This is a genomic window from Stenotrophomonas bentonitica (genome assembly GCF_013185915.1).
In the GTDB taxonomy this organism is placed as follows: Bacteria; Pseudomonadota; Gammaproteobacteria; order Xanthomonadales; family Xanthomonadaceae; genus Stenotrophomonas; species Stenotrophomonas bentonitica.
Window position 1 is genome coordinate 1179082 of record NZ_JAAZUH010000001.1, and the last position, 12242, is coordinate 1191323.

Consider the following 12242-nt stretch of genomic DNA (forward strand, 5'->3'; position numbering starts at 1 on the left):
GCCAAACACCCACAGCGCCCCTGACTTCCAGCCCGTGCCCGGCTCCGGTAATCCTGTCATTGCGCGGCCCCGTCTTCTGCAGTCTGCAACCCCATCGGCCGCGCCCGTACGTTGATGTTCCCGCACGCACATCTGGCAAGGAGAGTGGCGCATGGTCCGTACGCATCCCCCGGTGGTTCCGCTTCACATCGACGTCTCGCGCGTGCTCGGCTGGAGCACCGCGCTGGCCCTGCATCTGCTCGCGCTGATGCTGCTGCTCATTCCGGCCGCCTACGTGGCCACACCGCTGCCGCGGGACCGCACGGTGATCAACATGATCCTCCCGCCAGTCACCCAGCCCGAACCGCCCCCGCCGCTGCCGCCTACCGAACCGGTGCCGGTCCGCGCCCCCACCACCACCCCACGCGTCGCTCCGCTGCCGCCGCCGACCGCCACGGCCGACGACGTGCTGGCCGTGCCCCCGCTGCCGGCCAGTGACATCCAGGCCCCGACCCTGGCCCCGGTGGAACCGGCGCCGGCGGCATCGGGTGAAGGCGTGCAGCTGCAGTACCGCTCGGCGCCGCCGCCCAGCTACCCGGTCGCCGCGATCCGTGCCGGCGAACAGGGCACGGTGGTGCTGCGGGTCCAGGTCGATGCCGAGGGTCGGCCGGCCAGAGTAGTGATCGAACGCAGCAGTGGCTCGCGGGTGCTGGACAACGCCGCCCGCCAGCAGGTGCTGCGCCACTGGCGCTTCGTGCCGGCGCAGGTCGACGGCCAGGCAGTGGCGGCCACCGGGTTGGTGCCGGTGAGTTTCTCACTTCCGGAATAACCCCGATTAGTGGGGAAAACTCAAGCGGGTTTTCCCCACTTTTAGACAGAGGTCACGATTGACGCGAATTAAGCAATTTTTCACGACTACGTCACCTGTTGGAAACCTAGATTGTCGCCGACGCTCCGCATAGACGGCTGCGCCCGACGACTTAATACGTAGGTTTTCCAGTCAGGAGAGAAACTGTGAAATACCCGATCCAACGGCTCTACAGCAGCCGCCGCAACAACCTGGCCCAATCCGTATCCGCCGTACTCACCGGCAGCGTGCTGCTGCTGGCCGGCGCCTTCGCCTCCTCCTCCGCGTTTGCCCAGGAGCAGGCCACCAACCTGGACCGGATCACGGTCACCGGGTCCAATATTCCCCGTACCAATACCGAAACCCCCTCCCCGGTGCAGGTGGTAACGCGCCAGGACATCGACCGCAGTGGCAAGACCACCGTGGCCGAATACCTGCAGACGCTGACCTCCGACGGTGCCGGCTCCATCCCCAAGACCTTCGGCAACGGCTTCGCCGGCGGCGGCGCGGGCATCTCGCTGCGCGGCCTGGGCGCCGGCTCCACGCTGGTGCTGTTGAACGGCCGCCGCATGGCCACCTATGGCCTGGCCGATGACGGCCAGAAGGTCTTCACCGACCTGAGCACCATTCCGCTGGACGCGGTCGAGCGCGTGGAAGTGCTGAAGGACGGCGCCTCGGCGATCTATGGTTCCGACGCCATCGCCGGCGTGGTCAACATCATCCTGCGCAGCGACTTCGACGGCGTGATCCTGCGCGGTTCGTATGGCCTGTCCGGCGACAGCGACGGCGACGCCAAGAAGGCCACCCTGACCGCCGGTACCGGTGACATCGCCACGGACGGCTGGAACGCGTTCTTCAGCCTGGACGTGGGCAAGACCGACGCGATCAAGATCAGCGACCGCAAGAACCGCGACTGGATCGGCACGGGCGACCTGCGCCCGTGGGGCATCAGCGCGCAGGATTCGCAGTTCCTCGGCGGCGCCTTCCTCAATGGCGGTACCAGCGGCGGCGCCGGCCCGAATGGTTCGGTGTTCGATGACCGCCTGGTCGATGACGACAATCCGGCGTTCCTGGTCCCGCTGCCCGGCTGCCAGGGCTTGACCACCATCCCGGGCCAGACCGACGCGTCCATCGCCGAGGATGGCTGCCTGTGGAACCCGGCGCAGCTGTACCGCGACCTGAGCCCGAAAGAGGAATACGTCAACGTGTTCGGCCGCGCCAGCTTCGCTTACGGCGAAGGCGGCGAGATCTACACCGAGATCGGTTACTCCAAGAAGGAAACGGTGTTCAGCAACACGCCGTCGGGTGTGTCCGGCAGCTGGGGCTATCCCGGTGGCCCGGTCAACGCCAGCAGCGGCCCCGGCGCCGTGGTACTGAACCCGGCCCACCCGGACAACGTGATCCCCGGCCAGGCCTCACGCCTGCGCTATTCGGCCTGGGACGTCGGTCCGCGCGTGACCACCAACACCAATGAGTTCACCCGCTTCCTGGTCGGCACCAAGGGCAACTGGGGCGAGTGGGGTTATGACACCGCCTACCTCCATTCGAGCACCAACCTGGTCAACAAGCGCACCGGCTTCCTGCGCTACAGCGCCGTGCAGTGCGCACTGGGCGACCCGAACTGCGCCGGTGGCGTGTGGCGCATCGGTGACAACGCGGGCCAGAATTCGCAGGCCCTGTACGACTACATTTCGCCGGAAATCCAGGCCAACGCCAAGTCCAGCCTGGACATGTTCGACTTCACCGTGTCGCGCAGCCTGATGGACCTCAAGGGCGGCCCGCTCGGTCTGGCAATCGGTACCGAGTGGCGCAAGACCAGCAACAGCCTTACCCCGCAGACCTACACCGACGTGGGCGACATCATCGGCCTGGGCTACTCGGCCTATGACGGCACCCAGAACGTCTATGCCGGTTACGTCGAGTTGTCCGCACCGGTGCTGGAACAGCTGGAACTGTCCGGCGCGGTCCGCTACGACAAGTACGAAAGCGGTGACGGCAAGGCCACCCCGAAGCTGGGTGTGAAGTGGACGCCGGTGGACTGGGTCGCCCTGCGCGCCACCTACGCCGAAGGCTTCCGCGCCCCGAACCCGGCCGAGAACGGTGACGGCGGCCTGGCTGCCTTCTCCACCGCCCGCGACCCGGTGCGCTGCGCGGTCAGCCCCCCGGCCGATGCGACCACCAACTGCGGTGCGCGTCCGGTGGCCATCATCACCAGCCCGAACCCGGACCTGGTGCCGGAAGAGTCCAAGAGCTACTCGTTCGGCATCGTGCTGCAGCCCACTGCCACCACCTCGCTGACCGTGGACGCCTGGGAAATCAAGCGCACCAATGAAATCGCGCAGGGCAGCACGGCCGACGCGATCGCGGCGGGCGACGTGCTGCGCGACACCGACCTGATCAACGGCATTCCCGGCACCGGCACCATCCTGGCGGTCAACACCGCCTACGTGAACGCCAACTCGTCGCGGGTCCGCGGTATCGACACCGATATCCGCCAGACCTTCGACATCGGCCCGGGCCAGCTGGAAATGGACCTGCAGTGGAGCCACGTGCTCAAGTTCGAGCGCACCGAAGGCGACACCACGGTCGACTACGTCGGCACCCACGGCAACTGCGACGTCACCAACTGCATCGGCACGCCGGAAGACCGCGTCAACTTCGGCACCACCTGGAAGCAGGACGCGTGGAGCGTGAGCGGCATCGTCAACTACATCAGCAGCCTGGAGAACAAGGACAAGCGCGGTGGCGACTATCTCGCGTTCTACGCCGACGGCACGCCGGTGGAGAAGATCGCCTCGTTCACCACGTTCGACCTGTCCGGTCGCTACAACATCACCGACGCGTTCGAACTCAACGCTTCGGTGCAGAACGTGTTCGACCGGACCGCACCGCTGGATCCGACCACCTACGGTGGCGTGAACTACAACCCGCTGCACTTCAGCGGCGCCATCGGCCGCTACTTCACCATCGGCGCGAAGTACACCTTCAACTGATCGGTGCAGGTGTGAAACGGAAAAGCCCGGGCTCTTGCCCGGGCTTTTTCAATGCAGGTCCCAGAAGGGCGGTAGAGTCGCGCCACAGCCGACTGCCGATAGCACCACCGCATTCGGTTATGGCATCGCAGTGATCGGAATCGCGTCTCCGTCAGCGCCTGATTGCACGGGTCCATGCGTCAAAGCGATCGCATGCGTGGTCGGCGGCCGTTTGGGAACCGGCCCTACCGCTGTCAACAGGTTGCCGGGCTTTGGTAGGGTCGCGCCCCAGCCGACTGCCGATAGCAGCCCCGCGCCCGATGGCGCATTGCACTGATCGGCACAATGGCTCCAACCGCACGCGCGATCCGAGCCAAAAGCGGCAAGGAATCAATCGGCTAATCTCGATAAGAGAAACCCCGAACACGCTCCGTTGCGATGCGCATCACGCTCCGCAACACCTCGCCAGCACAACACCTCTCGAGCCATTTCGAGTGGTTTACGACATTGCATTAGGCGCAGCCAATCGAATTGCCCGATTCAACAGAAAACACCGACTAGAAGCATCTGCAACAGATCGGCAGGGTGGGCCTGAGTCTAAAAGCTCCGCAATTAAACAAGCCCCCGACTCCCTCGCCATCCCGGCGAGGGAGACATCCAGGAGAGGCCTACCATGTCTGACCACGAACGCGATTCATCTGTTGCCACCCCACCCCGTGTGATCTACCACTGGAACACGCCCCGCAGCGTGCTGGTGGGCTCGCTGTACCACGACGAGCACGAGCCCGAGCCGGGCGAATTGTTGGTCCCCTCCGTACACCTGCGCGGCATGTGGCTCAAGACCGCAGGCATCGAAACAGGCGCACGCCTGAGCGTGCACATCGCCTCCGGCTGCGTGCTGCTGCGAAGCAGGAAACCAGTGCGCGTGGCCTGTCGCCGCCCGGGCTGGTACACCTAACCGCGTAGAGCCGGGCTCTGCCCGGCTCTACCTTGATTGCACGGGTCCATGCGCAAAAGGGATCGCGCACAATCCTGGCGGTCGTTTGGGAAGCGACCCTACCACCGAGCGCTCCGGTCGATCCATCGGGATGCATCCCCGGTAGAGTCGCGCCCCAGCCGACTGCCGATGGCAACACCGCACCCGGTGATGGCATTGCAGTGATCCGGAGTCGCGTCTCCGTCAGGCGCCTGATCGCACGGGTCCATGCGTCAAAGTGATCGCGTGCGAGGTCGGCGGCCGTTTGGGAACCGGCCCTACCAGTGACCCGCGAGATTCGGGCGCGTTCCACGCGGACAAAAAAAAAGCCTCGCATCGCTGCGAGGCTCTCAAAACTTGGCGCCCGAAGTTGGACTCGAACCAACGACCCCCTGATTAACAGTCAAGTGCTCTAACCGGCTGAGCTATTCGGGCGGGGTGCGCATTGTAACCGGCTTTTTGCTGCTTGTAACCCTTCCGCGCGTAATTTCTTCACGCGCGGTGATACGGATGGTTGGTCAGCATCGCCGCAGCGCGGTACAGCTGCTCGGCCACCACCAGGCGTACCAGCATGTGCGGCAGGGTCAGCGGGCCGATCGACCATTTCTCATCGGCCAGCGCGGAGACTTCGGCTGAATGCCCTTCCGGGCCGCCGATCAAAAACGCCAGGTCGCGGCCCTGCCCGCGCCAGTGCTCCAGCCGCTGCGCCAGCTGTTCAGAGCTGAGCTGTTTGCCGGGCACGTCCAGCGCCACCACGTAGGCGTTCTTGGGCAGCGCGGCGATTACCCGCTTGCCTTCGTCGTCCGTGGCGCGACGCGCGTCGCGGCCCTTGCCGCGCAGGCCGGGTTCGATCTCCACCAGCTCGAACGGCAGCCAGTGCGACAGCCGCTTCTGGTACTCGGCAAAGCCCTGCGCCACCCAGCTGGGCGCGCGTTCGCCGGTGGCGATCAACCTGGCTTTCATCCTCATGCTCCTTGAAATGACAACGGCGCCACCGGGGCGCCGTTGTCGCTACTGCGTGCGCGGGATTCAGCGCGCGGCGTAGTCGTCTTCGTCTGCTTCGTCGTCCAGCAGGGTCGGGCCCTGGTCGCCCACGGTCCACAGACGCTCCAGCGCATAGAACTCGCGTACGCGCGGCAGCATCACGTGCACCACCACGTCGCCCAGGTCGACCAGCACCCACTCGGCTTCGCGCTCGCCTTCCACGCCCAGCGGCATGGTGCCAAGCTGCTTGGCGAACTTCACCACTTCGTCGGCAATGGACTTCACGTGGCGGCTGGAGGTGCCCGACGCGATCACCATGAAATCGGTGACGCTGGACTTGCCGATCACGTCGATCTCCACGACGTCCTTGGCCTTCAGTTCTGCGGTGGCGTTACGCACGCACTCGAGCAGTGCTTCGGTGGACGGCGCCGGATTCGAAAATTCGACCTTGATGGTCTGGGGCTGGACTTGGTCGCTCAAAGCAGGGGGACTCTATAGATTTGGGGGCGATTATACGGGTCCAGCGACCTGAACGGGTTCACGACTCGCCAAGTCCGTACAGCCGGTGGTCGGCTACGTAGTCGGCAACCTTGCCCGGCAGCAGTGCGCGCCAGTCTCCGCCGCTGGCGATGCGTTCCCGGACCTCGGTCGCCGATTCGCTGCGCAGCGGCGCATGCAGGTGCAGCAGGCGGCCGGCCGGCGCGCCGAACAGGTCGCCCTCCTTCGCGGTCCAGCGCCCGTGCAGCGCGTCCTGCAGGCGGGCGGGCAGCTGCTGCTGCAGCGGGCTGCCCGGGCGGTCGGCGACGATGAAATGGGCCAGCTCGAACAGCGCCTCCCATTCATGCCAGCCGGTCAGGCCCAGCAGGCTGTCGGCGCCCACCAGCCAGGCAATGGGCTGGCGCGGGCCCAGTTCGCCGCGCAGTTCGCGCAGGGTGTCGACGGTGTATGACGGCACGTCCGGCTGGCGCCGTGCCCGCTCCAGCTCGCGCAGGTCCAGCAGCAGGCCGGGTTCCTCGTCGATGGCCAGGGCCAGCATTTCGGCACGCTGGGTCGCGTTGGCGCCCGGCGCGGGACGGTGCGGCGGGTCGGCCGCCGGCAGCAGCCGTACCGCCACCTGGAGCTGGTCGCGCGCGGCGCGGGCGATGGCCATGTGGCCCTGGTGGACCGGGTCGAAGGTGCCGCCGTAATGGATGCGCAGGCCCATCGGGCTCAGGCACGGGCCAGCAGGCGTACCGCGCGCGCTTCGGCTACCGCCACCAGCAGCCGCTCCAGGCCCAGCCAGGCGTCGCCGTCGGCGCGCCCCTTGGCCATGCGGTCGACCAGCCCGGCTTCGGCCACGAAGCGCTCCCAGCGCTTGGCTTCGGGGTGGCGCTGCAGCGCGCGCTTGAACGGCGCCTGGCGCGATTCCCAGATGCCGCGGCTCTTCATTTCAGCAGCCAGGTTGCCGCCACGTGCCTGCACGCGTGCAAGCGCCGCGGTGGCCAGCATTTCACGGATCACCATCGGCATCAGCGCGGCCACCGCCTCGCCTTCGGCGCGCAGGCCGGCCACCATGCGCAGTACCGCCGCCGGCTGCCCGGAGAACGTGGCTTCCAGCAGCCGGAATACGTCGTAGCGGGCCGCGTCGGCGACCAGCGACTCCATGGTGTCCACGTCCAGGTTCTGGCCGCTGGCCAGCAGCGCCAGCTTGTCGATTTCCTGCGCGGCCGCCAGCAGGTTGCCTTCCACCCGCTCGGCCAGCCGCTGCACGGCGGCCGGGTCGGCGCGCAGGCCCTTCTGGCGCAGGCGGCGCTCGATCCACTCCGGCAGTTCGTGCGGTTTGATCGCCCAGGCCACCGACAGCATGCCCACGCGGCTGACCGCCTCGGCCCACTTGCCCTGGTGGGCCTTGCTCCATTCATTGCAGGTGATCAGCAGGATCACGTCCGGCGCCGGGTTGGCGCAGAACTGGCTGATCACCTCCCCGCCCTCCTTGCCCGGCTTGCCGGTGGGCAGGCGCAGCTCGACCAGCCGACGCGCACTGAACAGGCTGGGGGCGTTGAAGGTGGCGTCGAGCTGGTTCCAGTCGAAATCGCGGCCGTCGGCATCGAATACTTCGCGTTCGGTGATGCCCTCGGCACGTGCCTTGGCACGCACCGCGTCGGCGGCCTCGAGGACGCGCAGCGTTTCCGGCCCGGCAATCAGGTACACCGGCACCAGCGGTTGGCTGGCCGGTTGGCTGGCGAACTGTTCGGGGCGCAGTTCCATCGTGCGGTCGGTCCGTGCGGACCGGTCAGCCGCCCTGCGGCGGCTTGGTCGCCGCCGGGACGGTGGCCGGCGCGGTGGCCGGCGCAGCGGCCGGCACCTCGGCAGGCTTGGCCGCAGGCGGCGTCAACGTGCCACGCTGCAGTTCGGCGCGGACTACGCTGTCGATGCGGCGCAGGATCGAGGCGGACATTTCGCGGCGCAGTTCGTCGGCCAGGATCTCGCGCTCGGTGGTGGTACCGGTGGCGTCACTGGGCGGCGACACGTAATCGCGCGAGAGCTCGATCACCTGCTGCGGCACCAGGTCGCTGCCGTCTTCGCGACGGAACACGAAGATCACCGCATAGCGCAGGCTGTATTCCTGGGCGCGGCCCTGTGCGTCGATCGCGATGGGCAGGTCGCCCCAACGCTCGGATACCACCTGCAGCTGCGCGGCGGGCGCCTTGCTGTCGGCTTCGGCAATGGTGGCGCCGGACGCCGCCAGGCCACGACGCAGCAGCTTGGCCAGTTCGCTGTAGGGCGCGGTGGAGACCACCTTCACCGCAGCGGTGTCGGCCGGCAGCATCAGCTTGTTGCGCAGATGGAAGCCACACCCGGCAAGGGTAAGAGTCAGGACAAGGGCAAGCAGAAGTCGAGTCATGTTCACAGTCTGGCGGAGCCGGACGAAGCCGGCAACAGGGGGCGGACGACACCATGCCCGATTGTGCGTGAACAAAGCACGTAGGGCGGGGCCCTGCCCCGCCCCCCATGGCGTTACGCGGCGACGATGTTCACGATCTTGCCGGGCACGATGATGATCTTGCGCACGGTCAGGCCTTCCAGGAACTTCGCCGCATTCGGCTCGGCCAGGCCCAGCGCTTCGATCTGCTCGCGCGGAACGTCGGCACCGACCTCGATGGTGCCACGCAGCTTGCCGTTGACCTGCACGGCCAGGGTCACTGCATCACGCACCAGCGCGCCAGCATCGGCCTGCGGGAACGGCTGGTCTTCCAGCAGCGTTTCGCCATGGCCCAGCACCTGCCACAACGCATGGCTGGCATGCGGGGTGATCGGGTTGAGCAGCAGCACGGTGGCCTGCAGCGCTTCCTGGCGGACCGCACGGCCCTGCTCGGAGCTGTCATCGAACCTGGCCAGCGCGTTCATCAGCTCCATCACCGCCGCGATGGCGGTGTTGAAGCTGTGGCGGCGGCCGTAGTCGTCGCCGACCTTGCCGATGGTTTCATGGGTCTTGCGGCGCAGCGCCTTCTGTTCGACGGTCAGCGCAGCGGCGTCCAGCGCCGGGGCCGGGCCGTCGGCGGCGTGCTTCTGCACCTGCGCCCACAGGCGGCGCAGGAAGCGCGCCATGCCGTCCACGCCGGCTTCGTTCCACTCCAGCGACTGCTCCGGCGGTGCGGCGAACATCGAGAACAGGCGTACGGTGTCGGCGCCGTAGCGGCTGACCATGGCCTGCGGGTCCACGCCATTGTTCTTGGACTTGGACATCTTCTCGGTACCGCCGATCTCCACCGGCTGGCCGTCGGCGATCAGCACCGCACCGGTGATGCGGCCGCGCTCGTCGCGCTGCACGTCCACGTCGGCCGGGTTGATCCAGTCCTTGGAGCCGTCCGGATTCTGGCGGAAGTAGGTATCGGCAATCACCATGCCCTGGCACAGCAGGTTCTGCGCCGGTTCGTTGCTGTCCACCATGCGCGCATCGCGCAGAAGCTTGTGGAAGAAACGGAAGTACATCAGGTGCAGGATCGCGTGCTCGATGCCACCGATGTACTGGTCCACCGGCAGCCAGTAGTTGCCGCGCTTGTCCACCGCGTCGCGGGCACCGGGCGAGGTGTAGCGCGCGTAGTACCAGCTGGACTCCATGAAGGTGTCGAAGGTGTCGGTTTCACGCTCGGCCGCGCCGCCGCAGTCCGGGCAGGTGGTCTTGCGCCATTCCGGGTCGGCCTTGATCGGCGAACCGGTACCGACGAAGTTGACGTCTTCCGGCAGCACCACCGGCAGCTGCTCTTCCGGCACCGGCAGGGCGCCGCACTTCGGGCAGTAGATCACCGGGATCGGGCAGCCCCAGTAGCGCTGGCGGCTCACGCCCCAGTCGCGCAGGCGGTAGTTCACGCGGCGCTGGCCCTGGGCCTTGCGCTCGAAGCGCTCGGCCAGTGCCTCGAAGGCGCCCTGGAAGTCCAGGCCGTCGAATTCTTCGGAGTTGACCAGCTCGGTTTCGCGGGTCTTGTCGCCGTACCAGTCCTGCCAGCGGGTCGCGTCGTAGGCGCCTTCGTCCTTGCGCGGCGACTTCAGCGCGATCACCTGGCGGATCGGCAGGCCGTACTTGTTGGCGAATTCATTGTCGCGCTGGTCGTGGCCGGGCACGGCCATGACCGCGCCGGTGCCGTAGCCCATCAGCACGAAGTTGGCCACCCACACCGGCACCTGGGCGCCGGTGACCGGGTGCACGGCGCGCAGGCCGGTGTCCATGCCGCGCTTTTCCTGGGTTTCCAGTTCCGCTTCGGACACACCGCCCTGCTTCATCTCGGCCAGCAGTGCCGCCAGCGCCGGGTTCGACCTGGCCGCGTGCAGGGCCAGCGGGTGTTCTCCAGCAATCGACACGAAGGTCACGCCCATCACCGTGTCGGGACGGGTGGTGAACACGCGCAGCGGGTCCAGCGCGCTTCCGTCGGCGTCGCGCACGTCGAACTGGATCTCCAGCCCTTCGGAGCGGCCGATCCAGTTGCGCTGCATGGTCTTGACCGACTCCGGCCAGCCCGGCAGTTCATCCAGGCCGTCCAGCAGTTCCTGGGCGTAATCGGTGATGCGCAGGAACCACTGCGGAATCTCGCGCTTTTCCACCAGCGCGCCGGAGCGCCAGCCACGGCCGTCGATGACCTGCTCGTTGGCCAGTACGGTCTGGTCCAGCGGGTCCCAGTTCACCACCGCGTTGCGGCGGTAGGCCAGGCCCTTGCGCATCAGGCGGGTGAACATGCGCTGTTCGTGCACGTAGTATTCGGGCGTGCAGGTGGCGAACTCGCGCGACCAGTCGATCGCATAGCCCATGGCCTTGAACTGGCCGCGCATGTGCTCGATGTTGGCGTAGGTCCACTTGGCCGGCGCGGTCTTGTTCTTGATCGCCGCGTTTTCCGCCGGCAGGCCGAACGCATCCCAGCCCATCGGCTGCAGCACGTTGTGCCCGGTCATCCGCTTGTAGCGGCTGATCACATCGCCAATCGTGTAGTTGCGCACATGGCCCATGTGCAGCGCGCCCGACGGGTACGGCAGCATCGAAAGGCAGTAGTACTTCGGCTTGTCCGAAGACTCGGTCACCTCGAAGGCGCGCGTGGCGTCCCAGAAGGCCTGGGCGGCGGATTCAACCTGCTGCGGATCGTAAACGTTGGGTTCGACGCTGGTCATGGAAAACAAGGATGCGGCGGCAAAGCGGGACAGCGTACCGCAGTGCGGCAAACGGCTCCAATCGCCGCCCCGGCCAATACCGGACCACTTCGACATCCCGTTGATAAATCAGGGAATTACCCTTTCCATAAGGATCGCGAACTAGAGGCCCGCGCGCATTCCCGCGTCGATTGCGGCCGGAACCGTCAACTCAGCGGTGGTGGACCCGGCTGGCCACCGGCAGCGCGGCGGCCAGCCACAGCGCCCAGGCCACGAAGGCCACCCGCTGTGCGACCGGCGCGGGCATCAGCGCCTGCAGCACGAACGCCCCGACCAGCACGGCCAGGCCTGCGGCCAGGTGCAGCGCGGCCAGCCGGCCCCAGCCCGGCAGGCGCCGCGCGCCCAGTCCGGACATCAGTGCGCCGGGCACGAATGCCAGCACCCAGACCATCCACGCGCTGGCGTGGTACTGGCTGGCCGGGCTCTCGATATCGTTGGCGTCCAGCGGCAGCACGCCCATCGCGGCGAACGCCAGGCCGGACAGCACCAGCATCTGCCCGCCCACGCGCGGCGTCCACGGCGCGGTCACCGGCACCCGCGCCAGCAGCCGCAGCGCCACTACGGCGGCCAGCAACCCCGGCAGTACGAAGCCCAGCAGGTCGAAGGCACCGGCGTGCGGCACCCCGATCGCGCCCAGCAGCGCCACCGGGTGGCCCAGCGGCAGGTAGCCCGGCAGGGCCGCACCAAAGCCCAGCACCGAGGCGAGGAACAGCACCGCCGCCGTGGCACCCAGCAGGGGATCGAAGCGTCGCAGTGTTTTCATCATGGGCATTGCTTATGAATATGTTCGGCACCATACACTGGGTAC

General features: G+C 67.2%; 10 protein-coding genes and 1 tRNA gene. 3 read left to right on the top strand and 8 right to left on the bottom strand.

All coding sequences use genetic code 11. The features are described from left to right. Positions 1–151: 151 nt before the first annotated feature. The 3 genes from HGB51_RS05250 (at position 152) to HGB51_RS05260 (ending at position 4756) form a co-directional block, all read left to right on the top strand. Positions 152–808, top strand: coding sequence for an energy transducer TonB (locus HGB51_RS05250; RefSeq protein WP_070208399.1), 657 nt, complete (start codon positions 152–154; stop codon positions 806–808). Between the two features lie 185 nt (positions 809–993). Beyond that, positions 994–3819 (top strand): TonB-dependent receptor, encoded by a 2826-nt coding sequence (locus tag HGB51_RS05255; RefSeq protein ID WP_070208398.1) that lies wholly within the window; start codon positions 994–996, stop codon positions 3817–3819. Between the two features lie 652 nt (positions 3820–4471). Further along, positions 4472–4756 carry a SymE family type I addiction module toxin gene (locus tag HGB51_RS05260; protein ID WP_084739026.1) on the top strand — a complete coding sequence of 95 codons (285 nt, stop codon included), beginning with the start codon at positions 4472–4474 and terminating at the stop codon, positions 4754–4756. Positions 4757–5132: 376 nt separating this feature from the next. Here the strand turns inward: HGB51_RS05260 and HGB51_RS05265 are convergent. The 8 genes from HGB51_RS05265 to HGB51_RS05300 form a co-directional block, all read right to left on the bottom strand. Next, a tRNA-Asn gene (locus HGB51_RS05265) sits at positions 5133–5209 on the bottom strand. 57 nt (positions 5210–5266) lie between these two features. Continuing rightward, positions 5267–5737, bottom strand: a complete 471-nt coding sequence (gene rlmH / locus HGB51_RS05270) for a 23S rRNA (pseudouridine(1915)-N(3))-methyltransferase RlmH (RefSeq protein WP_070208396.1) — start codon at positions 5735–5737, stop codon at positions 5267–5269. Positions 5738–5803: 66 nt separating this feature from the next. Continuing rightward, on the bottom strand, positions 5804–6238 hold the full coding sequence (gene rsfS / locus HGB51_RS05275) for a ribosome silencing factor (RefSeq protein ID WP_070208395.1): 435 nt from the start codon (positions 6236–6238) through the stop codon (positions 5804–5806). A gap of 58 nt (positions 6239–6296) precedes the next feature. Continuing rightward, entirely contained in the window at positions 6297–6962 is a 666-nt protein-coding gene (gene nadD / locus HGB51_RS05280; RefSeq protein WP_070208394.1) for a nicotinate-nucleotide adenylyltransferase, read from the bottom strand. 5 nt (positions 6963–6967) lie between these two features. Continuing rightward, a complete protein-coding gene (gene holA, locus HGB51_RS05285) occupies positions 6968–8005 on the bottom strand; it encodes a DNA polymerase III subunit delta (RefSeq protein ID WP_070208393.1) in 1038 nt (345 codons plus the stop codon). 25 nt (positions 8006–8030) lie between these two features. Beyond that, entirely contained in the window at positions 8031–8642 is a 612-nt protein-coding gene (locus HGB51_RS05290) for an LPS-assembly lipoprotein LptE (RefSeq protein WP_070208392.1), read from the bottom strand. Positions 8643–8755: 113 nt separating this feature from the next. Then, positions 8756–11395, bottom strand: coding sequence for a leucine--tRNA ligase (gene leuS, locus HGB51_RS05295; protein ID WP_070208391.1), 2640 nt, complete (start codon positions 11393–11395; stop codon positions 8756–8758). 190 nt (positions 11396–11585) lie between these two features. Further along, positions 11586–12206 (bottom strand): DUF998 domain-containing protein, encoded by a 621-nt coding sequence (locus HGB51_RS05300; protein WP_070208390.1) that lies wholly within the window; start codon positions 12204–12206, stop codon positions 11586–11588. Positions 12207–12242 lie beyond the last annotated feature (36 nt).

Excerpts from the sequence above, each read along its gene's own strand:
- HGB51_RS05300 (WP_070208390.1), bottom strand. The coding sequence starts at position 12,206 with ATGCCCATGATGAAAACACTGCGACGCTTCGATCCCCTGCTGGGTGCC.
- HGB51_RS05290 (WP_070208392.1), bottom strand. The coding sequence starts at position 8,642 with ATGACTCGACTTCTGCTTGCCCTTGTCCTGACTCTTACCCTTGCCGGG.
- HGB51_RS05260 (WP_084739026.1), top strand. The coding sequence starts at position 4,472 with ATGTCTGACCACGAACGCGATTCATCTGTTGCCACCCCACCCCGTGTG.
- nadD (WP_070208394.1), bottom strand. The coding sequence starts at position 6,962 with ATGGGCCTGCGCATCCATTACGGCGGCACCTTCGACCCGGTCCACCAG.
- rlmH (WP_070208396.1), bottom strand. The coding sequence starts at position 5,737 with ATGAAAGCCAGGTTGATCGCCACCGGCGAACGCGCGCCCAGCTGGGTG.
- holA (WP_070208393.1), bottom strand. The coding sequence starts at position 8,005 with ATGGAACTGCGCCCCGAACAGTTCGCCAGCCAACCGGCCAGCCAACCG.
- HGB51_RS05250 (WP_070208399.1), top strand. The coding sequence starts at position 152 with ATGGTCCGTACGCATCCCCCGGTGGTTCCGCTTCACATCGACGTCTCG.
- leuS (WP_070208391.1), bottom strand. The coding sequence starts at position 11,395 with ATGACCAGCGTCGAACCCAACGTTTACGATCCGCAGCAGGTTGAATCC.